Consider the following 20,909-nt stretch of genomic DNA (forward strand, 5'->3'; position numbering starts at 1 on the left):
GACGGCCGGGTGGCCGTCAGGCGTCGACGGGGGCGATTCCGAGGGCCGGGAGGATCACCGCTTCCACGTACGCGGGGAGGGCGTCGGCCCCGCCGAACCGGTCCTCGAAGAGGCGCTCGATGCGCAGGACGCCGAGGAAGCCGGGCGCGACGAACGCGATGGCCGGGTTGTCGGCGGCGATCTCGCCCCGTTCGACGCCGCGCCGCAGCATCGCGTCGAACGCGGCGACCTCGGGGTTGATGACCGTTTCGCGCAGCGCCCGTCGCAGGTCGGGGTGCTGGAGGTAGGCCTGGCCGACGGCCTCCATCAGCTCGGTGTCGCGGCCCCGGCGGTCGGCGGCGGCGACGGCGGCCGCGCGGAGGTCGCCCGCCAGGGAGCCGGTGTCGATGCCGGTGAACAGGCTGCACCGGCTCTTGTCGAGCGCGGCCGTCACCAGCTGGGACTTGGTCTTCCACTGGCGGTAGAGCGTGGCCTTGCCGCACTTGGTGCGGGCGGCGACGCCCTCCATGGTCACGGCGTCGTAGCCGCCTTCCCGCAGCAGGTCGAGCACCGCCCCGTACAGCTCCATCTCCCGCTCCGGGCTGATCTTGCCGCGGCGCGCGGCGGCAGTGGCGGCCTGCGTGGACATCGGTTCCTCCACAAGGGGGCGCGGGGCGTCTGTGCCCGTACGAGAGTAGGCGCCGCTCAATCGAGACGCAAACGTATCGATACGTTTGCGTCTCGATAAAAACGGATCTACGCTCTCATTCGTTTGCTTCCGTTGTGATCTGTGAATGAGGCCGAGAATGGCTGCCGGCATAGCTGCTGCCGAGCCGGAGACGACCGATGCGCCGCGGCCGCCCCTGGTACGTGAACTGGTGCTGGTGGCGGCACTGTTCGTCGTCTACAAGTGCGGCCGGCTGTTCGCGAACGGGCACGAGGCCCGTGCGTTCGGCAACGCCGGCCGGGTGTGGGACCTGGAGCGGGCCGTCCACCTGCCGGGCGAGGGCGGGGTGCAGGGCCTGCTGCTGAACAGCGGGACGGTCGTCCATGCCGCCAACGCCTACTACGCGTGGGTCCACTTCCCGGCCACGGTCGCCTTCCTGGTCTGGCTGTACTGGCGCCGCCCGGCCCACTACCTGTGGGCGCGGCGCGCCCTGGCGCTGCTGACCGCCGCCGCGCTCGCCCTGCACCTGCTGGTGCCGCTCGCGCCGCCGCGCATGCTGGCCGCGGCGGGGCTCGTCGACACCGCGCGGGTCTACGGGCCGTCCGTGTACGGCGCCACTCCGGAGACGGACTCCATGGCCAACCAGTTCGCGGCGATGCCGTCGCTGCACTTCGGGTGGGCGCTGATGGTGGCGATCGGGCTGATCGCCGCCACGCGCGGCCGGTGGCGGGTGCTGTGGCTGCTCCACCCGCTCGTCACCCTGCTGGTGGTGGTCGGCACGGCCAACCACTACTGGCTGGACGCGCTGGTGGCCACGGTGCTGCTGGTCACCGCGCTGGTCCTCGTGCGGGTGCCCCCGGTACGGGCGGGGGCGGCGCCGCGATGAGGGCCACGCTGTTCGCCGTGCTGCTGTCGCTGGCCTCGGCCGCCGGGTACGCCCTGGCGGCGGTCGCCCAGTCGCGGCTGGCCAGGTCCTCCGAGGGCGCGCGGGCCCTGCTCGCCCGGCCGCTGTGGTGGTGGTCGGTCGGGCTGAACGCGGCGGGCGCGCTCACCCATGTCGCGGCGCTGCACTACGGGCCGCTCACCCTCGTCCAGCCGCTCGGCGCGCTCACGCTGGTCGCCGCGCTGCCGGTGGGGGCGTACTACGAGCGGCGGCGAGTGCGGCGGGCGGAGTGGCGCGGGGCGCTGTGGACGCTGGGCGGGCTGGTCGGCCTGGTCGCGGTGGTGGGCCCCGCGACACCGGGGGACGCGCTGTCACTGCCGGAGGCGCTGGCGGTGGCCGCGGTGACGGCGACGGGGATCGCCGCGCTGGTACGCCGCCGGGGGCGGGGCCTGGGGCTCGCGACGGCGTCGGGGCTCGCGTCGGGCGTGGCGTCGGCGCTGACGCAGACGGTCACCGCGTCGCTGGCGCGGGAGCTGCCCGGCGGGCCGATGACCTGGTGGCAGACTGTGCTGATGGCCGCGCTGGTGTCGGTGTTCGCCATGGGTGGGCTGCTGCTGTCGCAGGCGGCGTTCCGGGGCGGGCTCGCCGCGCCGCTCGCGGTGGTGAACCTGGCGAACCCGGCGGCGGCCGCCGTCATCGGCGTCACGCTGCTCGGCGAGACGTTCCGGGCGGGCCCGGCCGGCTGGCTGGTCGCGGCGGTCTCGGGTGCGGTGGCCGCACGGGGGGTGCTGCTGCTGACGGCCGGTCACCCGGCGCCGGTGCCCGCGCCCCGGGCGCCGGAAGCCGATCCCAGGCCGGTCACACCGTGAGCAGCTCGGCGAGCACGGCCGCGTGGCTGCGGTCCGGCTCCTTGGAGGCGGTGAGCAGCGTGAGCGGCCCCTTCCGGGCGAGTGCGCGCAGCCGGTCGAGCGCCTCGGCGGCCTCCGGCTCGGCGAGCTCTGCCTCGTAACGCCGCCGGAACTCCTCGTACGTCCCGGTGTCGTGGTACCAGCGCCGCAGCTCGGTCGACGGGGTGAGGGACTTGGGCCATTCGTCGACGTGGGCGTCCGCCTTGGCCAGGCCTCGCGGCCAGAGCCGGTCGACGAGGACCCGCACCCCGTCGCCCGGTTCGGCGGGGTCGTAGATGCGGCGGACCGTGGGACGGCGGGCGGCTCGCGTCATACCTCCAGGTTATGGGGCGAGAGGCATCGCCGCCGCGCCGCTGTCAGAGGCTGATGCGATGATCCCCCGAACGTCGCCGCACCGCCGCGAGGAGATCACCATGGGCACCTGGGACATCGGCCCTTTCGACAACGACACGGCGGCGGACTTCGCCCACACCCTGGACGAGACCGCCGAGGACGAGCGCGAGGTTCTCGTGCGGGCGACTCTGGCCCGCGCCGTGCGGGCCCTGGACCACCTCGAAGGCCCGGAAGGGGACGAGGCCGTCGCCGCCGCCGCTCTCGTCGCGGCGCAGTGCCCGGGTGGCGAGCCGGTCTGCGATGTCTACGGACCGGAGGAAACCCTTCCGGTCTTCGCCGCCGGTCTCCGGCCGCTTGCCGTGGAGGCCCTCGACCGGGTGGTCTCCGAGGCGTCCGAGCTCGCCGAACTCTGGGACGAGACCCCGGACGGTCCGGCATGGCGTGCGGTGATCGGCCGCCTCCGTGACGTTCTCGACCCTCCGGTCCCACCGCAGGAGGACATCCTCTTCGAGACGGTCGTCGCCTCCGGCCGCTTCCGCGACTGAGTACGTACCCGTCGGGCGAGTCCGGGCCGCCGTACGCGAAGTGCAGCTTGAGCGGCTCGGCGGCCGCTGCCGTCAGAGGGCGGGGGTGGGCCGAGCCGCTCGGGCGAGTTCGCGGCGGGCCTTCAGGAAGGGGCGGGGGCGGTCCACGGCGAGGACGGCCGTGGTGGCGCCGTCGCGTTCGTACCGGGCCAGGAAGCCTCCCCCGTCGATGGTGCCCTCGGCGATGCGGACGGTGTCGCCGTCCCGCCGCCGCCCCGCGAACTGGATGCGTGAGCCGTACTGGTCGGACCAGAAGTAGGGAAGGGACCGCGCGGTGGTGACGGTCCGCCCGGCGAGCAGGTTGCGTACGGCGACGGCGGGCTGTTCGGTGGCGCTGGTCCAGTGCTCGGCGCGCACACCGCCGACGCGGGCGACGTCGCCGACGGCCACGACCTGCGGCAGCGCGGTGACGCAGCCGTCGTCGCAGAGCACGCCGTCGCCGAGGGCGAGGGTGGAGCCCGCCAGCCAGGCGGTGTTGGGTACGGCTCCGATGCCGACGACGACCACGTCGGCGGGAAGCACGCGGCCGTCGCTCAGCTCGACGGCGCGGACGTGGCCCTCGCCGCGCAGGGCCGCCACGGACGCGCCGGTGATCAGCCGCGTGCCGCCGCGCGTATGCAGGGCGGCGCACACCCCGGCCATCTCGGGGCCGAGGTGGGGGACGAGCGGGAGCGGGGCGGCCTCGACGACGGTGACGTCGTGGCCGAGCGCGGCGCACGAGGAGGCCGTCTCGGCGCCGATGAAGCCGCCGCCGATGACGACGACCCGGCGCGGGCCGCCGGTCAGGTCCGCCCGCAGGGCGCGGGCGTCGTCGAGCGTACGGAGGGTGTGGACGCCGGCCGGGCCGGTGCCGCCGGGGAGCGGGCGGGCGGACGCCCCGGTGGCGATGACGACTCCGTCGGTGGAGACGATGCGCCCGCCGTCCAGGAGCAGGGTGCGGCCGCGCGGGTCCAGGCCGCGGGCACGGGTGCCGAGCAGCCACTGTGCGGCCAGGCCGGTCTCCTCCTCGGCGTCGGTGAGGGCGAGCCGGCCCTCGTCGGCGCGGTCGCCGGTGAGGAATTCCTTGGACAGGGGCGGGCGGTCGTAGGGGCGGTGCGGTTCCTCGCCGACGATGACGAGGCGTCCGTCGAACCCCTGGGCGCGCAGTTCGCGGGCGGTGTACAGGCCCGCGAGCGACGCGCCGACCACGGTCACGGTCTTCATGCCGCGGTGTCCTCCTGTGCGGCCGGGCGGACGTGGATGACGCCGTCGGTGACGACAACCTGGTGGGTGCGGACGGGGCGGCGGGCGGGAAGGCAGGTCGGCTGCCCGGTACGGAGATCGAATGAGGCGGCGTGGAGCGGGCATTCGACCAGACAGCCTTCCAGCCATCCCTCGGAGAGGGAGGCGTCCTGGTGGCTGCAGGTGTCGTCGATGGCGTACAGCTCTCCGTCGGCGTTGAACACCGCGATGGGCGGCGTGGTGTCGATGCGGACGGATTCGCCCGCGGGGAGGTCTTCGAGGCGGCAGACGGGAATCACGGGCACCCCTCTTGGTCCAGATTTCCAGGACTCTTGGGTAACATGACGTTCCACATGACGTTTCATATGGCGCACAAGGTCGCGCTGTGCGCAACAGAATCCGGTCGGGGCGCCTGCCGCGTCAAGGGCTTCCCGAAGATGCGGCCCGAAGAGGCCGCAAGGTGGTGAGAGTTGAGCTATGACCCGCAACCAGACAGTGGCTGATCAGACCGAGGAGACGCGGGAGCGGACACCCAAGGGCGCGGCGGGAGCGATCCAGTCGGTGGACCGGGCGGTGAGCGTACTGGAGATCCTCGCCCGGCACGGCGAGGCGGGCGTCACCGACATCGCCGACGAGCTCGACGTCCACAAGTCGACGGCCTTCCGGCTGCTCGGGGTGCTGGAGAACCGGGGCCTGGTCAGCCAGGCGCAGGACCGCGGCAAGTACTTCCTGGGGGCGGGCGTACTGCGCCTGGCGGGGGCGGCGGCAGTACGGCTGGACATCTCGCAGGAGGGCGCACCGGTGTGCCGGGAGCTCGCCGACGAGCTGGGCGAGACGGTCAACATCGCGGTGCTGGACGACGACGCGGCCGTCAACATCATGCAGGCGCGCGGCCCCGCGTCCGTCACGGCGCAGAACTGGCTGGGCAGACGCACCCCGTTGCACGCCACCTCCAGCGGCAAGGTGCTGCTCGCGCACCTGCCGGTCACGTTGCGGGAGGGGCTGCTGGCGCGGGCGCTGCCGCGGTTCACCGAGCACACGGTGACCAGCGCCGGGATGCTGCGCGGCGAGCTGGAGTCGGTGGTGGCGCAGGGGTTCGCCCTGGCGGCGGAGGAGCTGGAGCTGGGGCTGAACGCGGTGGCCGCGCCGGTGCGGGCCCACGACGGCAAGGTCACCGGCGCGCTGAGCGTGTCGGGGCCGGCGTACCGGCTGGAGCGGGACCGGCTGCCGGAGCTGGCGCGGCGCACGGTCACGGCGGCCGGCGAGCTGTCCCGGCGGATGGGGTACGGGATCTGACGTATCACCGGCAAGGGAAACGGGAAGCGGGGCCAGGGATCCACCTGGCCCCGCTTCTCCGTGTGTCCGGCGCGTTTCCCTGCCCGGGGTGGTTTTGCGCGTCGTTAACCCGCGCCTCTTGACGGCCACTTGTCGGCGTTCCCAGTATGTTCCCCGTCGCGCAACCCATAGCGCAGTGCGCAACAGCAGAGGAGTCTGTCGTGCCACATGAGGTCCGTGCCGTCGTCGCCGTGAAGAAGGGCGCACCCGTCGAGGTGCAGACGATCGTGGTGCCCGATCCGGGCCCCGGGGAGGTGCTCGTCTCCGTCCAGGCCTGCGGGGTCTGCCATACGGATCTGCACTACCGGGAGGGTGCCATCGACGACGACTTCCCCTTCCTCCTCGGCCACGAGGCGGCCGGCACCGTCGACGCCGTCGGCGACGGCGTGACGGGACTGGCCCCCGGCGACTACGTCGTCATCGCCTGGCGCGCCCCGTGCGGCGAGTGCCGGTCCTGCCGCCGTGGTCGCCCCTGGTACTGCTTCGACTCCCGCAACGCGGTGCAGCCGATGACCCTGTTGGACGGTACGCCGCTCTCCCCCGCCCTCGGCATCGGCGCGTTCGCCGAGAAGACGCTGGTCGCCGCCGGGCAGGCGGTGAAGATCGACCCGGCCGCCCGGCCCGAGGCGGCGGGGCTCATCGGCTGCGGGGTGATGGCCGGTTACGGTGCCGCCGTGAACACCGGCAACGTCGGCCGGGGCGACACCGTCGCCGTCATCGGCTGCGGCGGCGTCGGCAACGCGGCGATCGCGGGCGCCTCGCTCGCCGGGGCTCGGCGGGTGATCGCCGTCGACATCGACGACCGGAAGCTGGACGCGGCCACCCGGTTCGGGGCGACGCACACCGTCAACTCCCGTGGTACGGACCCGGTCGAGGCGGTGCGTGAGCTGACCGGCGGTTTCGGGGTGGACGTGGCGATCGACGCGGTCGGGCGGCCCGAGACGTACACACAGGCCTTCTACATGCGCGACCACGCGGGGCTGCTGGTGCAGGTGGGGGTGCCGGAGCCGGAGATGCGGCTGGAGCTGCCGCTGATCGACCTGTTCTCGCGGGGCGGCGCCCTGAAGTCGTCCTGGTACGGGGACTGCCTGCCGAGCCGGGACTTCCCGATCCTCATCGACCAGTACCTGAGCGGCCGGCTGGACATCGGCGCGTTCGTCACGGAGACGATCGCCCTGGAGGACGTCGAGGGCGCGTTCGCGAAGATGCACCGGGGCGAGGTCCTGCGCTCGGTGGTCGTCCTGTGAGCATCGCGCGTGCCGAGCGGGTCGTCACCTCCGGCACGTTCAGCCTCGACGGGGAGACCTTCGACGTCGACAACAACGTGTGGCTGGTGGGCGACGACGACGAGGTGCTGATCGTCGACGCCGCCCACGACGCGCCCGCCATCGTGGCGGCCGTCGCGGGCCGCCGGGTCACCGCCGTCGTGTGCACCCACGGCCACGACGACCACATCGGTGCGGCGCCCGCCCTCGCCGAGGCCACCGGGGCGCCCGTCCTCCTGCACCCAGCCGACCGTGAGCTGTGGGACACCGTCCACCCGGACCGCGCACCGGACGGAGACCTGCGCGACGGGCAGCGGCTGCTCGTCGCCGGGATCCGGGCGCGGGTGCTGCACACGCCCGGGCACACCTGGGGCAGCTGTGCGCTCCATGTGCCGTTCCTGGACGCCGTGTTCACCGGTGACACCCTCTTCCACGGCGGCCCGGGCGCGACCGGCCGCTCCTACTCGGACCGTCCGGCGATCCTCGCGTCGCTGCGCGGTCGGCTGCTGACCCTGCCGGGCGGCACCGTCGTCCACACCGGGCACGGCTCCGACACGACGATCGCCGCCGAGCGGCCGCACGTACCGGCCGCGCCATGAGCCACCCAAGGAGGGGCATGTCCAGCACGTCCCGAGCCAACCCCCGTGTCGTGGTGATCGGCGCCGGCATCGTCGGCTGCTCGCTCGCCGACGAGCTGACCGCCCGAGGCTGGACCGACGTCACCGTCCTCGACCAGGGCCCGCTCCCCGCCCCGGGCGGCTCCACGTCCCACGCGCCCGGGCTCGTCTTCCAGACCAACCCGTCCAAGACGCTCACGAGTTCGCCGCCTACACGGTCGAGAAGTTCAGCGCCCTGGAGGCCGACGGGGAGTCCTGCTTCCACCGGGTCGGCGGGCTGGAGCTCGCCACCACCGAAGAACGCCTCGCCGAACTGCACCGCAGGGCCGGGTACGCGGCCTCCTGGGGCGTGCGCGGCGAGGTGGTCCGGCCGTCCCGCTGCAAGGAGCTGTGGCCGCTGCTCGACGAGACCAAGGTCCTCGGCGGCTTCCACACCCCCGGCGACGGGCTCGCCCGCGCCGTCCTCGCCTGCCGGGCCCAGATGGTACGGGCCGAGGCGCGCGGCGCCCGGTTCCTGGAGCGGCACACCGTCACGGGCATCGAGCGGGAGGCCGGCCGGGTGACCGGCGTCGTCACCGACCGGGGCGCCTTCCCAGCCGACCACGTCGTCTCGGCCGCCGGTTTCTGGGGCCCGGTCGTGGGCCGCATGGCCGGCGTGGACGTGCCGCTGCTCCCCCTCGCCCACCAGTACGTCACCACGGGCCCGCTGCCGGAACTGGCCGGCGCCCGTGCAGAAGCCTCCCGGCCCATCCTCCGCTTCCAGGACCGCGACCTGTACTTCCGCGAGCACACCGACCGCATCGGCATCGGCAGCTACGCGCACCGGCCGCTGCCCGTCGACCCGTGCACCGTCCCGGCGTACGACGAGGCGCCCGACACGCCCAGGAGGATGCCGTCCTCGTACCCCTTCACGCCGGAGGACTTCGCGCCGAGCTGGAAGGACTGCGCCTGGCTGCTGCCCGCGCTGGGGAAGGCCGACATCCAGGAGGGCTTCAACGGGGTCTTCTCCTTCACGCCCGACGGGATGCCGGTCCTCGGCGAGTCGCGCTCCCTGCGCGGCTTCTGGCTCGCCGAAGCGGTCTGGGTGACGCACTCGGCGGGTGTCGCGAAGGCCGTCGCGGAGTGGATGGTCGAGGGGCGGCCCCGCACCGACGTCCACGAGTGCGACCTCACCCGCTTCGAGGACGCCCAGCGCTCCCCGGCGTACGTCCGTGAACGCGGTTCACAGCGATTCGTCGAGGTGTACGACGTCATCCATCCCCTCCAGCCCATGGAGCGGCCACGCCCGCTGCGCGTGAGCCCCTTCTACGCCCGGCAGTGCGAGCTGGGCGCGTCCTTCCTGGAGGGCGGCGGCTGGGAGCGGCCCCATTGGTACGAGGCGAACGCCCCGCTCGCCGAGGGCCTGGACCTGCCGGAGCGGGACGCCTGGTCGGCCCGCCACTGGTCGCCGGTCGCCGCCGCCGAGGCGAAGGCCACCCGCGAGAAGGTGGCGCTGTACGACATGACCCCGCTACGCCGGCTGGAGGTCACCGGCCCCGGCGCCCTCGCCTTCCTCCAGCGCATGACCACCAACAACCTCGCCAAGAAGCCGGGCGCGGTGACCTACACCCTGCTCCTGGACGAGTCCGGTGGCATCCGCTCGGACCTCACCGTGGCGCGGCTCGCGGAGGACCGGTTCCAGATCGGCGCCAACAGCCGCGCCGACGAGGACTGGCTGCTGCGGCACGCGCCGGACGACGTACGGATCCGTGACATCACCTCCGGGACCTGCTGCATCGGTGTGTGGGGGCCGCTCGCCCGGGACCTCGTACAGCCGCTGACCCGCGACGACTTCTCGCACCGGGGCTTCGGCTACTTCCGGGCCAAGGAGACGTACATCGGGCACGTCCCGGTGACGGCGATGCGGCTGAGTTACGTGGGTGAGCTGGGCTGGGAGCTGTACACCAGCGCCGACCTGGGGCTGCGGCTCTGGGACACCCTGTGGGAGGCCGGGCGGGAGCACGGTGTCGTCGCCGCCGGGCGGTCCGCCTTCAACAGCCTGCGCCTGGAGAAGGGCTACCGGTCGTGGGGTCACGACATGACCGGCGAGCACACCCCGTACGAGGCGGGTGTCGGCTTCGCCGTCCGCATGGACAAGGGGGACTTCGCCGGGCGCGCCGCGCTGGAGAAGGCCGGGGAGCCGCGCCGGAGGCTCACCGCCCTGCTGCTGGACGACCCCGCGTCCGTCGTGCTCGGCAAGGAGCCGGTGTTCGTCGACGGGGAGCCCGCCGGGTACGTGACGAGCGCCGCGTACGGCTACACGCTCGGCCGCTGCGTCGCGTACGCCTGGCTGCCGCCGCTGGCCACGGGCACGGCCGTGCACGTGGAGTACGCCGGGCGGAAGGTGCCGGCGACGGTCGCCGACGAGCCGCTGTTCGACCCGGAGATGAGCCGTATCCGCCGCTAGGCGCCATGGAGGCCGAAAAGATGTCACCCACCTATGACGTGATCGTGGTCGGCCTGGGCGGGATGGGCAGCGCCGCCGCCCACCACCTGTCCGCGCGCGGCGCCCGGGTGCTGGGCCTGGAGAAGTTCGGCCCCGTGCACAACCGGGGCTCCAGCCACGGCGGTTCACGCATCACCCGCCAGTCGTACTTCGAGGACCCGGCGTACGTACCGCTGCTGCTGCGCGCCTATGAGCTGTACGGACAACTGGAGCGGGACACGGGACGGGACATCGCCACGCTGTGCGGCGGGGTGATGCTCGGCCACCCGGAGTCCCGTACCGTCGCCGGTTCGCTGCTGTCGGCCGAGCGGTGGGGTCTGCCGCACGAGATGCTGGACGCCAAGGAGATCCGCCGCCGGTTCCCCACGCTCACCCCGGGCGACGACGAGGTGGCGCTGTACGAGGCGCGGGCCGGGCTGCTGCGGCCCGAGAACACGGTGGCCGCCCACCTCCAGCTGGCCACGCGCGCGGGGGCCGACCTGCACTTCGAGGAGCCGCTGCTGCGCTGGGAGCCGTACCGCGACGGGGTACGCGTCCACACCGCCGAGAACACCTACACGGCCGGGCAGCTGGTGATCTGCCCCGGCGCGTGGGCGCCGCGGCTGCTGACCGACCTGGGGGTGCCGTTCACGATCGAGCGGCAGGTCATGTACTGGTTCCAGCCGGAGGGCGGCACCGAGCCCTTCCTGCCCGGGAACCACCCGATCTACATCTGGGAGGACGCGGACGACGTCCAGATCTACGGGTTCCCGGCGATCGACGGGCCCGAGCTGGGCGCGAAGGTCGCCTTCTTCCGCAAGGGCACCGTCTGCACCCCGGAGACCATCGAGCGGACCGTACACGATTTCGAGGTGGCGGCGATGGCCGAGCAGGCCGCCAGACTGATCCCGGCCCTCCCCGGCCGGTTCCTCAAGGCCGCGACCTGCATGTACTCGAACACCCCCGACGAGCACTTCGTGATCGCCCGCCACCCCCGGCACCCGGAATCCGTGACCGTCGCGTGCGGCTTCTCCGGGCACGGCTTCAAGTTCGTGCCGGTCGTCGGCGAGATCGTGGCCGACCTGGCGCTGACCGGCACCACGGACCATCCCATCGAGCTCTTCCACCCCCGGCGCCTCACCGCCGCGCCCGCCTAGGAGCCCGCCGTGACGACAACACCCCTGTCCCCCAGCCTGATAGCGACGCTCCCCGGCCACTACTACACCGACCCGGACGTCTTCCGGCAGGAGCAGGAGCGGCTCTTCGAGTCCCTGTGGTTCTGCGCGGTCCGCGGCGCCGACCTCGCCAGGCCCGGCGCGTTCCGGACCGTCCAGGTCGGCCGCGAGAGCGTCATCGTCACCCGCGACCGGGCCGGTGAGCTACGCGCGTTCCTCAACATCTGCCGGCACCGGGGCGCCCGCCTGTGCCTGGAGGAGGCGGGAGAGGTGCGCCGCAACCTCCAGTGCCCGTACCACGCCTGGACCTACGACCTGGACGGCCATCTGGTCGCCGCGCCGAACCTGACGAAGATGCCGGACATCGACCGCACCGCGTACGGCCTGGTGGCGGTGCGCCTGCGCGAGTGGCTCGGCTACGCGTGGGTGTGCCTGGCCGACGAGCCGCCGTCGTTCGAGGAGACGGTGATCGGCGCGGCGGTGGAGCGGCTCGGCGACGCGGCGTCCATCGAGCGCTACCGGGTCGAGGACCTGGCGCTCGGCCGCCGCGTCACCTACGACGTGAAGGCGAACTGGAAGCTGATCGTCGAGAACTTCATGGAGTGCTACCACTGCGCGACGATCCATCCGGAACTGACCGATGTGCTGCCGGAGTTCGCGGAGGGCTACGCGGCGCAGTACTACGTCGGTCACGGCGCCGAGTTCGGCGACGGCATCGAGGGCTTCACGGTCGACGGCAGCGCGGGGTTCGCGAAGCTGCCCGAGGTCACGGCCGACCAGGACCGGCGCTACTACGCGATCACCGTCAAGCCGACGGTCTTCATCAACCTGGTCCCCGACCATGTGATCCTGCACCGGATGTTCCCGCTCGCCGAGGACCGCACGGTCGTGGAGTGCGACTGGCTGTACGCGCCCGAGGTCGTCGCCTCGGGCGCGGACGTGTCCAAGTCGGTGGAGCTGTTCCACCGGGTCAACGTCCAGGACTTCGACGCGTGCGAGCGCACCCAGCCGGCGATGGCGTCCCGCGCCTACCGGTCCGGTGGCGTGCTCGTGCCGACCGAGCACCACATCGGGATCTTCCACGCCTGGCTGACCGAGCACCTGGGAGGCGCCTCTCATGCCTGACCTGTTCATCGGCGGGACGTGGAGGAGACCCCGCGACGAGCGCACCCGGCAGATCCGCTGCCCGGCCGACTCCACGCTCGTCGGTGAGGTCGACGAGGCGGGCGGCAAGGACACGGCGGACGCCATCGCCGCCGCGCGGCGCGCCTTCGACGAGGGCCCGTGGCCGCGCACGCCCGCCGCCGAGCGCGGGGACCTGCTGCTGCGCGTCGCCGACCTCCTCGTACGGGACAGGGAGGCGCTGGCGCGCGCGGAGTCGCTGGACACCGGCAAGCGGCTGGTGGAGAGCAGGTACGACCTCGACGACGTGGTGGCGTGCTTCCGGTACTTCGGGCGGCTGGCCGCGACGGAGACCGGGCGGGTCGTGGACACGGGGTCGGCGGCGGCCGAGAGCCGGGTGGTGTACGAGCCGGTCGGGGTGTGCGGGCTGATCACGCCGTGGAACTACCCACTGCTCCAGACGGCGTGGAAGGCCGCCCCGGCGCTGGCGGCCGGCAACACCTTCGTCCTCAAGCCGAGTGAGCTGACCCCGCACACCGCGATCCATCTGATGCGGCTACTGGTGGAGGCCGGGCTGCCGGACGGCGTCGCCAACCTGGTCCTCGGGGCCGGTCCGGAGGCGGGTGCTTCGCTCGCCGACCATCCGGACGTGGACCTGCTGTCCTTCACCGGGGGTCTCGCCACCGGCCGTCGGCTGATGGCGGCGGCGGCCGGGACGGTGAAGAAGGTCGCGCTGGAACTGGGCGGCAAGAACCCGAACATCGTGTTCGCGGACGCCGACTTCGAGGCGGCGGTGGACATGGCGCTGACGGCGGTGTTCCTGCATTCGGGGCAGGTGTGCTCGGCGGGGGCGCGGCTGCTGGTGGAGGACGCGCTCCACGACCGGTTCGTCGACGAGGTCGTACGCCGGGCCGGGGAGATCCGGCTGGGCGGGCCGTTCGACGAGCGGGCGCGGACGGGGCCACTGATCTCGGCCGCGCACCGGGCGAAGGTCGAGGCGTATGTGGCGGCCGGGCTGGCCGAGGGGGCGGTGCTGCGCTGCGGCGGGGCACGGCCCGAAGGCCCGGCGTACGAGGACGGGTTCTACTACCTGCCGACGGTGCTGGACGAGTGCCGGGCGGAGATGTCGGTGGTACGGGAGGAGTCGTTCGGGCCCGTCCTGACGGTGGAACGTTTCCGCGACGGTGACGAGGACGGGGCCGTACGGCTCGCCAACGACACCGTCTACGGGCTGGCGGGCGCGGTGTGGACCTCCGACGAGGGCGGGGCGGCGCGCGTGGCGGCGCGGCTGCGCCTGGGCACCGTGTGGATCAACGACTACCACCCCTATCTGCCGCAGGCCGAGTGGGGCGGGTTCAAGCAGTCCGGTACGGGGCGCGAGCTCGGGCCGGCGGGCCTCGCCGAGTACCGCGAGGCGAAACACATCTGGCGCAACACCGCGCCCGCACCGCAGGGCTGGTTCGCCTGACCCGACGCCCTCTCCCCCATCAGGAGTCGCTCATGACGTCTGCCCCACCACGACACCACACCGACGACACCGACGACAACGCCGACAACGCCGAGCTGGCCGAGTTCGGCTACCGCCCCGAGCTCAAGCGCACGCTCGGCAACTTCCACACCTTCGCCGCCGGGATCTCGTACATCTCCATCCTCACCGGCACCTTCCAGCTCTTCTACTTCGGTTACGCCAGCGGCGGCCCCGCCTACTGGTGGTCCTGGCCCATGGTGTTCGCCGGCCAGTTCATGGTGGCGCTGTGTTTCGCGGAGCTGGCCGCCCGCCATCCGGTGGCGGGGAGCATCTACAACTGGTCGAAGCGGCTGGGCAATCCGCACGTCGGGTGGCTGGCGGGCTGGATGATGCTCATCGCCTCGATCGTGTCGATCGCGGCCGTCGCCCTCGCCTATCAGCTGACACTGCCTCAGATATCGTCCGCCTTCCAGTTCGTCGGGGACGGTACGGGGACGTACGACGTGGCGACCAACGCGGTCGTGCTGGCGGCCGGGCTGATCCTGTTCACCACACTCGTCAACGCCTTCGGTGTGAAACTGATGGCCCGGATCAACACCGCCGGGGTCTTCATCGAACTGATCGCCACGGTCGTCCTGATCGTGCTGCTCGCGGTCAACGTCGTACGCGGCCCGCAGGTCGTCACCGACACGGCCGGCACCGGCTCGGGGCAGACGTTCGGCTACCTGGGCGCGTTCCTGATCGCCTCGCTGGCCTCGGCGTACGTCATGTACGGCTTCGACACGGCGGCCTCGCTGGGCGAGGAGTCCCTGGACCCGTCGCGCAACGCGCCGCGCGCCATCATCCGGGCGATCGTCGCGTCCTTCGTGCTGGGCGGGCTGATCCTGCTGCTGGCGCTGATGAGCGTGTCGAGTCTGCGGGGCGAGCGGCTGTCGACGGAGGGGCTCCAGTTCGTCGTCCTGGACGTGCTCGGGCCGACGGCGGGCAAGGCGATGCTGTGGTGCGTGCTGATCGCGGTCACCGTGTGCGCGCTGGCCGTCCACACGGCGGCGGTCCGGCTGGCGTTCGCGATGGCCCGGGACAACAACCTCCCGGCGTCGGCGCGGCTGGCGAAGGTGAGCCCGCGCTTCAGTACGCCGGTCCTGCCGACCGTGATCATCGGGGTGCTGGCGCTGGCGATCCTGGTGGTCAACATCCGCCAGCCGCAGATCTTCACCGTGGTCACCAGCATCGGCATCATCATGATCTACCTGGCGTATCTGCTGGTCACCGCGCCCATGCTGGTGGCACGGCTGCGCGGGAGGTGGCAGCCGGCGGAGGGCAGGTTCTCGCTGGGGCGGTGGGGTCTGCCGGTGAACGTCCTGGCCGTGCTGTGGGGCGCGGTGATGACGCTGAACCTCATCTGGCCGCGCGCCGCCGTCTACAACGCCGCCGCGCCCTACCACTGGTACCTGCGCTGGGGCGCCGTCCTGTTCGTCGGGGCGATCGCGGTGGGCGGCTTCGCCTACTACTGGTTCGTGCAGCGGCACCGTACGGGTGTGCTGGCCGAACACGCCGCCGCACCCGCTGCGGTGAAGGAGGTCATCCCCTCATGAACGAGGAGTTCGACTACGTCGTCGTGGGCGGCGGGACGGCCGGCAATGTCGTCGCCGCGCGGCTGAGCGAGGACCCGTCCGTCACGGTGTGCGTCCTGGAGGCGGGGCCCAGCGACGTCGGGGACGACGACATCCTGCGGCTGGAGCGCTGGATGGGCCTGCTGGAGTCGGGCTACGACTGGGACTACCCGGTCGAGCCGCAGGCGAACGGCAACAGCTTCCTGCGGCACGCCCGCGCCAAGGTGCTCGGCGGCTGTTCGTCGCACAACTCGTGCATCGCGTTCTGGGCGCCGGCGGAGGACCTGGACGACTGGGCGGCGGGCTGTACGGGGTGGAGCGCGGCCGACCTGTTCCCGCTGTACCGGCGGCTGGAGAACAACGACGCGCCGGGCGACCACCACGGCCGCACCGGCCCGGTGAAACTGCGCACCCTCAAGGGCGGTGACCCGTGCGGGGCGGCGCTGCTGGAGGCCTGCGCCCAGGCGGGCATCCCCACCACACCGTTCAACACGGGGACGACCGTGATACGGGGCGCGGGCTGGTTCCAGATCAACGCGGACGAGAACAACGTCCGCCAGTCGTCGTCGGTGGCGTACCTCCACCCGGTCATGGGCAGGCGGCCGAACCTGGAGATACGCACCGGGGTGCGGGCCAAGCGGCTCCTCTTCGACGGCCGCCGCTGCACCGGGGCCGCGTACCTGGACCCCGACCTGATCCGTACGAGGGCGGTACGCGCCCGGCGCGAGGTCGTCGTGTCGTGCGGCTCCATCGACACGCCGAAGCTGCTGATGCTGTCGGGCATCGGGCCGGCGGAGCATCTGCGCGAGGTGGGCGTGGACGTGCTCGTCGACTCCCGGGGCGTCGGTGAGAACCTCCAGGACCACCCCGAGGGCGTGATCATGTGGGAGGCGAAGCAGCCGATGACCACCACGTCCAGCCAGTGGTGGGAGGCGGGCATCTTCTACGACACCGAACCGGGCCTGGACCGGCCGGACCTGATGTTCCACTACGGATCGGTGCCGTTCGACATGAACACCGTCCGGCACGGCTACCCGACGTCCGAGAACGCCTTCTGCCTCACGCCCAACGTCACCCGGGCCAGGTCGCGCGGCACCGTGCGGCTGCGGACCCGGGACTACCGGGACAAGCCGGTGGTCGACCCCCGGTACTTCACGCACGAGCACGACGTGCGGGTGATGACGTACGGCCTGAAGCTGGCGCGCCGGATCGCCGCGCAGCCCGCCCTCGCGGGGTGGGCGGGCGCCGAACTGGCGCCGGGGCCCGGCGTCCACGGCGACGACGAGCTGCTGGACTACATCCGCACCACCCACAACACCGTCTACCACCCGGCCTGCACGGTGCGGATGGGCGCCGACGACAATCCGCTGGCGCCGCTGGACGCGCGGCTGCGGGTCAAGGGCGTGGCGGGGCTGCGGGTCGCGGACGGTTCGGTGATGCCGGACCTGGTCACCGTCAATCCGTGCATCACGACGATGGTGATCGGTGAGAAGTGCGCGGACCTGCTGGTGGCGGACCGCTGAGAGTCCTGTGCGGCGAGGTCCCGGACCGGCGGCCGGCCCGGGACCTTCGCGCGGCGCCGGTCGGACGCCGCCGGTCGGACGCCCTGGTCGGACGCCGCCGGTCGGACGCCCCGGTCAGACGCGCTGCCACAGACCCGGCGCGCCCGAGGGCCGCCAGCCGGACTGGGCCTGGTGCGACTGGAGGCACCGGTAGGAGATCCCGCCGTACGTGACCTGGTCACCGACGCGGTAGACCTTGCCCACGGCCCAGGTGCCGCCCGCCTTCCCGGAGTCGCCCGGGTCGGTGGCGTTGGTCTTCAGCGTCAGCCCGTACTCCTGGAGCATCGGGTTGACCGGCTGGTGGAAGGTGGTGCCGCCGTCCTTGCAGTTCCCGGAGCCGCCGGAGGTGACGCCCTGCGCCTGGGTGCCGGAGATGTACGGGCCGCCCGAGTCGCCCGGCTCGGCGCAGACCGTGGTGCGGGTCAGGCCCTTCACGGTGCCCTGGAGGTACGACACGCTGGTGTTGTGCTGCTCGATCGTGCCGCAGTGCCAACCGGTGGTGGAGCCGGACCGGCAGATCGACGCGCCGACGAGGGCCTCGGCCGAGCCGGCGACCTCGACGTTCTGCTCGCCCTGCCCCTTGATGTACGCCGTCGCCGTCCAGTCTCCGTTGGCGCCCACCCAGGCCATGTCCTTGCCTGGGAAGGTGGACGCCTTGAAGGCGCCCTGGGCGACCTTGTTGTGGCCCATGGTCGCGGCGCCGGCCTGGCCGCAGTGCCCGGCCGTGGCGAAGCCCTGCTGGGTGCCGGAGGTGACGGCGAAGCCGACGGAGCAACGGCTGTTGCCGATGTAGTAGGCGTCGCCACCACGGATGTCGTGCGCGGCCAGCGGGCGCGGCCGTTCGGTGGTCGCCTTGACCTGGACGAGGGTGCGGTCGACCCCGGTGGCGGTGAGGAAGACGTCGGCGGCGGACGCCTTGGCGGCCTCCAGCGTCACGCTGTTGGTGCGGAGGTCGACGTACCAGACGGGGGCGTCGGTGGTCTTCGTACGGACGGAGCCCTGGTCCAGCTTGGCCTTGGCGGCCTCCAGCTGCTTGAGGGTGTGGCGGACGACCTTGGCCTCCGCGCCGCCCGCCTTGATGGCGGCGGTGTCGGCGGCGCTGGTGGTGGCGACGGTGAGGGTGCCGGAGACCGGTCCGGTCACCCATGCCCCGGCGAACCGGTCGCCGAGGTCGTTCTGGAGGCGGCCGGCCCGTGCGCCCGCCTCGGCCTCGTTCCTCAGCCGGGTCTCGGCCTGCTCACGGGTCAGGCCCAGGTCGCGCTGCATGGCGTCGAGCAGCGCGGGGGACGGCTTGTCGGCTCCGAGGGTCCCGGCCACCGAGGGGGTGGACGGCGGCGCGGGCGCCTCGGCGGCGACCACGCCGGGCGAGCCGGCCAGCACGAGCGCGCCGACGGCGGTCAGGGTGGCGCACGCGGCTGTGGCGTGTCTGTGGAGCATCGGGTGTCACCTCTGTTCGGGGGTCTCTTCCGGGGAAGACGTGCCGAACCGTAGGTGTTTCCGAAAGGACGTCCGACCATGTCGGATTAACGTTTCTTCGGCTTTATGGGAGACATGGGCGCCCGCCAAGCGGCGTAACGCCACCCGGACGTCACCGCACCCCGCGTACGGGATCCGTACGCGGGGTGCCGTGGTGGGTACTCAGGAACCGGCGGGCGGCGTAACCGGCGTGTCCTGGTGGATGACCCGCGACCGCGTGAGGAGCCGGCCGTCGACCCGGACCAGGACGTCGTCGACGGTGAACGTCGGCTGGAAGGTGACGTTCCCGTCCCGGTCGGTCTGCGTGACGAGCGTGTAGTACGAGACCCGCAGCGTGTCCGCGTCCGCCGGGTCGGTGTCGATCAGCAGGTGGTCGAACCAGTGGCGCACGGCGATGTCCCGGTAGCGCGGCAGGGCGGCCCGCATCCCGGCGATCATCTCCGCCCGGCCACGCTGCCGCCGGCCGCCCGCGTGCACGACTTCCCCGTCGTCGGTGAAGGTGTCGGCGAACCCCTCGATGTCGAGGGCGTCGACCCGCCGCATCTGCTGGGCGTAGAACGTCTGAACCTCGGCGTAGACATCTCCGGTGACCTGGTGCCGGAGTGTCCCGACCGGCTGAGGCATGGCAACTCCTCTCGAGACGCCGCCCTCGTGGCCGCGCGACTGCCCCCAGGCTGCCGACCGCGCCTGCAGCGCCGCTGGAGACCTGCTCGGCCACCAGGCGGCGCGTGCCGTGACCGGACCGCGGCCGCGTGCCGTCCGCCGGCGCGCGGCAGGGCCCCGCCGGTCGCGTCCGGTTCCCGTGGGCGTGCCGCCTCGGCGTCGCGCCGCGCGGAGGACTCGGCGCCGGGCGGCCAGGCGTCGTACCGCGTCAGGACCGCCGCCGGGTCCGACGGCGCCCCGCGGGCACGGGCCGTGGCGTACGGCTCAGCGGGCGGCCCGCTGCTCGTACCCGACCAGCCGGACGCAGACGGCGAGTCCCTCGATCGCCTGCTCCAGCTCCGCGAGACCGGGGTAGCTGGGCGCGATCCGGATGACCGCGTCGCGCGGGTCGTCGCCGTACGGGTGCGTGGCGCCGGCCGGGGTCAGCACGATGCCCGCCTCGGCGGCACGGCGTACGACCTCCTTGGCGCAGCCGTCCGGCACCTGGAGGGTCACGAAGTACCCGCCCTTGGGCGAGGTCCAGGCGGCGAGGCCGGTGCCGCCGAGCTCGGCGTCCAGGATCCGCGCCACCGCCTCGAACTTGGGCTGGAGAAGGGCGCGCTGGCGCTCCATGTGGGCCGCCACCCCGTCGGCGTCCCGCAGGAACATCACGTGCCGCAGCTGGTTGACCTTGTCGGGGCCGATCGACCGCTTGGCGTTGTTGGCCAGCAGCCACTTCAGGTTCGCGGGGGACGAGCCGAAGAAGGCGACGCCCGCGCCCGCCGCGGTGATCTTCGAGGTGGAGCCGAACACGAACGCCCGGTCGGGATTGCCGGCCCCGTCGCAGGCGGCGAGCAGATCGGCGATCTCGACGGGCTCGTCGGTGAGGTGGTGGACGGCGTACGCGTTGTCCCAGAAGATCCGGAAGTCGGGCGCGGCGGTGCTCATCGAGGCCAGCCGCGCCACGGTCGCGTCGCTGTAGCAGACACCGTCGGGGTTGCTGTACTTCGGTACGCACCAGATGCCCTTGACCGCCGGGTCGTCGGCGACAAGCCGCTCCACGGCGTCCATGTCGGGGCCGTCGGCGGTCATCGGCACCGGGATCATGTCGATGCCGAACCGCTCGCAGAGCGCGAAGTGCCGGTCGTAGCCGGGCACCGGGCACAGGAACGCGATCCGTTCCTGGTCCACCCAGCGCGACTCCGCGCCGGGGACCGCGCTCAGCAGGGCGTGGACCAGGCAGTCGTGCATCAGCTCCAGGCTGGAGTTCCCCGCCGCGAGCAGTTGCCCGGCCGGCACCTGGAGGACCCCCGCGAAGATCTCCCGGAGCTCGGGCAGCCCCTGGAGCCCGCCGTAGTTCCGTACGTCCGTGCCGTCGGCGGCGGTGTACCGCCCGCCGGGCAGGGCCAGCAGCTCCTCGGAAAGGTCGAGCTGCTCCGGTGCCGGCTTGCCCCGGGTGAGGTCGAGCGAGAGCCCGCGTCCCACGAGGTCCTGGTAGTCCTGGCGGGCGCGCTCGAGCAGCCCGGTCAGCGCGTCGGGGCTCAGCTCGGTGGTCATGGTGTGTCCTCTCGCAGGTACCGCGTTCGATCGGGTGG

Annotated in this window: 18 protein-coding genes and 1 pseudogene; 12 read left to right on the forward strand and 7 right to left on the reverse strand. The window is 72.6% G+C overall.

The window, feature by feature from the left end; translation table 11 throughout:
- Positions 1-16: 16 nt before the first annotated feature.
- Positions 17-628, reverse strand: a complete 612-nt coding sequence (locus AMK26_RS33545) for a TetR/AcrR family transcriptional regulator (RefSeq protein WP_073759704.1) — start codon at positions 626-628, stop codon at positions 17-19.
- Positions 629-773: 145 nt separating this feature from the next.
- Here AMK26_RS33545 and AMK26_RS33550 point away from each other — a divergent pair, with 145 nt between their 5' ends.
- The gene (locus tag AMK26_RS33550; RefSeq protein WP_079277954.1) at positions 774-1,532 is read left to right on the forward strand and encodes a phosphatase PAP2 family protein; all 759 of its coding nucleotides are present in this window, start codon (positions 774-776) and stop codon (positions 1,530-1,532) included.
- Complete coding sequence (locus AMK26_RS33555) at positions 1,529-2,398, forward strand: DMT family transporter (protein WP_079277955.1); 870 nt, start codon at positions 1,529-1,531, stop codon at positions 2,396-2,398. Before AMK26_RS33550 ends, AMK26_RS33555 begins: the two co-directional genes overlap by 4 nt.
- Here AMK26_RS33555 and AMK26_RS33560 read toward each other — a convergent pair.
- The gene (locus AMK26_RS33560; protein ID WP_073759708.1) at positions 2,388-2,750 is read right to left on the reverse strand and encodes a DUF488 domain-containing protein; all 363 of its coding nucleotides are present in this window, start codon (positions 2,748-2,750) and stop codon (positions 2,388-2,390) included. The genes AMK26_RS33555 and AMK26_RS33560 overlap by 11 nt on opposite strands.
- 58 nt (positions 2,751-2,808) lie before the next feature.
- Here AMK26_RS33560 and AMK26_RS33565 point away from each other — a divergent pair, with 58 nt between their 5' ends.
- Complete coding sequence (locus tag AMK26_RS33565) at positions 2,809-3,315, forward strand: DUF4259 domain-containing protein (RefSeq protein ID WP_073759710.1); 507 nt, start codon at positions 2,809-2,811, stop codon at positions 3,313-3,315.
- Positions 3,316-3,387: 72 nt separating this feature from the next.
- Here AMK26_RS33565 and AMK26_RS33570 read toward each other — a convergent pair whose 3' ends face one another.
- Both AMK26_RS33570 and AMK26_RS33575 read right to left on the reverse strand, forming a co-directional pair.
- Positions 3,388-4,557, reverse strand: a complete 1,170-nt coding sequence (locus tag AMK26_RS33570; RefSeq protein WP_198944232.1) for an NAD(P)/FAD-dependent oxidoreductase — start codon at positions 4,555-4,557, stop codon at positions 3,388-3,390.
- Positions 4,554-4,874 carry a bifunctional 3-phenylpropionate/cinnamic acid dioxygenase ferredoxin subunit gene (locus AMK26_RS33575; protein WP_073759933.1) on the reverse strand — a complete coding sequence of 107 codons (321 nt, stop codon included), beginning with the start codon at positions 4,872-4,874 and terminating at the stop codon, positions 4,554-4,556. Before AMK26_RS33575 ends, AMK26_RS33570 begins: the two co-directional genes overlap by 4 nt.
- A gap of 253 nt (positions 4,875-5,127) precedes the next feature.
- On the opposite strand from AMK26_RS33575, the gene AMK26_RS33580 reads away from it, so the two are divergent.
- The 9 genes and pseudogenes from AMK26_RS33580 (at position 5,128) to AMK26_RS33620 (ending at position 17,157) form a co-directional block, all read left to right on the forward strand.
- The gene (locus tag AMK26_RS33580; protein ID WP_073759937.1) at positions 5,128-5,871 is read left to right on the forward strand and encodes an IclR family transcriptional regulator; all 744 of its coding nucleotides are present in this window, start codon (positions 5,128-5,130) and stop codon (positions 5,869-5,871) included.
- Between the two features lie 200 nt (positions 5,872-6,071).
- Positions 6,072-7,157 carry an S-(hydroxymethyl)mycothiol dehydrogenase gene (locus AMK26_RS33585; RefSeq protein WP_073759712.1) on the forward strand — a complete coding sequence of 362 codons (1,086 nt, stop codon included), beginning with the start codon at positions 6,072-6,074 and terminating at the stop codon, positions 7,155-7,157.
- The gene (locus tag AMK26_RS33590) at positions 7,154-7,774 is read left to right on the forward strand and encodes an MBL fold metallo-hydrolase (protein WP_073759714.1); all 621 of its coding nucleotides are present in this window, start codon (positions 7,154-7,156) and stop codon (positions 7,772-7,774) included. Before AMK26_RS33585 ends, AMK26_RS33590 begins: the two co-directional genes overlap by 4 nt.
- Before the next feature lie 17 nt (positions 7,775-7,791).
- A pseudogene (locus AMK26_RS33595) lies at positions 7,792-10,238 on the forward strand (GcvT family protein).
- Between the two features lie 20 nt (positions 10,239-10,258).
- On the forward strand, positions 10,259-11,413 hold the full coding sequence (gene solA, locus AMK26_RS33600; protein WP_073759939.1) for an N-methyl-L-tryptophan oxidase: 1,155 nt from the start codon (positions 10,259-10,261) through the stop codon (positions 11,411-11,413).
- Between the two features lie 9 nt (positions 11,414-11,422).
- Positions 11,423-12,556, forward strand: coding sequence for an aromatic ring-hydroxylating oxygenase subunit alpha (locus AMK26_RS33605; protein ID WP_073759716.1), 1,134 nt, complete (start codon positions 11,423-11,425; stop codon positions 12,554-12,556).
- The gene (locus AMK26_RS33610) at positions 12,549-14,021 is read left to right on the forward strand and encodes an aldehyde dehydrogenase family protein (protein ID WP_073759718.1); all 1,473 of its coding nucleotides are present in this window, start codon (positions 12,549-12,551) and stop codon (positions 14,019-14,021) included. The genes AMK26_RS33605 and AMK26_RS33610 overlap by 8 nt, the downstream gene beginning before the upstream one ends.
- A gap of 32 nt (positions 14,022-14,053) precedes the next feature.
- Complete coding sequence (locus AMK26_RS33615) at positions 14,054-15,616, forward strand: APC family permease (protein ID WP_073759720.1); 1,563 nt, start codon at positions 14,054-14,056, stop codon at positions 15,614-15,616.
- Positions 15,613-17,157 (forward strand): GMC family oxidoreductase, encoded by a 1,545-nt coding sequence (locus AMK26_RS33620; protein ID WP_073759722.1) that lies wholly within the window; start codon positions 15,613-15,615, stop codon positions 17,155-17,157. The genes AMK26_RS33615 and AMK26_RS33620 overlap by 4 nt, the downstream gene beginning before the upstream one ends.
- 114 nt (positions 17,158-17,271) lie before the next feature.
- Here the strand turns inward: AMK26_RS33620 and AMK26_RS33625 are convergent, their stop codons facing one another.
- The 3 genes from AMK26_RS33625 to AMK26_RS33635 form a co-directional block, all read right to left on the reverse strand.
- Positions 17,272-18,633: a carbohydrate-binding protein gene (locus AMK26_RS33625; protein ID WP_073759724.1), complete on the reverse strand. Its 1,362-nt coding sequence runs from the start codon at positions 18,631-18,633 to the stop codon at positions 17,272-17,274.
- Positions 18,634-18,834: 201 nt separating this feature from the next.
- Complete coding sequence (locus AMK26_RS33630; protein ID WP_073759726.1) at positions 18,835-19,296, reverse strand: nuclear transport factor 2 family protein; 462 nt, start codon at positions 19,294-19,296, stop codon at positions 18,835-18,837.
- Between the two features lie 303 nt (positions 19,297-19,599).
- On the reverse strand, positions 19,600-20,871 hold the full coding sequence (locus AMK26_RS33635; RefSeq protein WP_073759728.1) for an aminotransferase class I/II-fold pyridoxal phosphate-dependent enzyme: 1,272 nt from the start codon (positions 20,869-20,871) through the stop codon (positions 19,600-19,602).
- Between the last annotated feature and the right edge of the window lie 38 nt (positions 20,872-20,909).

Origin of the sequence: Streptomyces sp. CB03234, assembly GCF_001905885.1 — a bacterium.
Taxonomy (GTDB): domain Bacteria; phylum Actinomycetota; class Actinomycetes; order Streptomycetales; family Streptomycetaceae; genus Streptomyces.

Excerpts from the sequence above, each read along its gene's own strand:
- solA (WP_073759939.1), top strand. The coding sequence starts at position 10,259 with ATGTCACCCACCTATGACGTGATCGTGGTCGGCCTGGGCGGGATGGGC.
- AMK26_RS33635 (WP_073759728.1), bottom strand. The coding sequence starts at position 20,871 with ATGACCACCGAGCTGAGCCCCGACGCGCTGACCGGGCTGCTCGAGCGC.
- AMK26_RS33545 (WP_073759704.1), bottom strand. The coding sequence starts at position 628 with ATGTCCACGCAGGCCGCCACTGCCGCCGCGCGCCGCGGCAAGATCAGC.
- AMK26_RS33555 (WP_079277955.1), top strand. The coding sequence starts at position 1,529 with ATGAGGGCCACGCTGTTCGCCGTGCTGCTGTCGCTGGCCTCGGCCGCC.
- AMK26_RS33560 (WP_073759708.1), bottom strand. The coding sequence starts at position 2,750 with ATGACGCGAGCCGCCCGCCGTCCCACGGTCCGCCGCATCTACGACCCC.
- AMK26_RS33550 (WP_079277954.1), top strand. The coding sequence starts at position 774 with ATGAGGCCGAGAATGGCTGCCGGCATAGCTGCTGCCGAGCCGGAGACG.
- AMK26_RS33610 (WP_073759718.1), top strand. The coding sequence starts at position 12,549 with ATGCCTGACCTGTTCATCGGCGGGACGTGGAGGAGACCCCGCGACGAG.
- AMK26_RS33620 (WP_073759722.1), top strand. The coding sequence starts at position 15,613 with ATGAACGAGGAGTTCGACTACGTCGTCGTGGGCGGCGGGACGGCCGGC.
- AMK26_RS33565 (WP_073759710.1), top strand. The coding sequence starts at position 2,809 with ATGATCCCCCGAACGTCGCCGCACCGCCGCGAGGAGATCACCATGGGC.
- AMK26_RS33630 (WP_073759726.1), bottom strand. The coding sequence starts at position 19,296 with ATGCCTCAGCCGGTCGGGACACTCCGGCACCAGGTCACCGGAGATGTC.
- AMK26_RS33615 (WP_073759720.1), top strand. The coding sequence starts at position 14,054 with ATGACGTCTGCCCCACCACGACACCACACCGACGACACCGACGACAAC.
- AMK26_RS33625 (WP_073759724.1), bottom strand. The coding sequence starts at position 18,633 with ATGCTCCACAGACACGCCACAGCCGCGTGCGCCACCCTGACCGCCGTC.
- AMK26_RS33570 (WP_198944232.1), bottom strand. The coding sequence starts at position 4,557 with ATGAAGACCGTGACCGTGGTCGGCGCGTCGCTCGCGGGCCTGTACACC.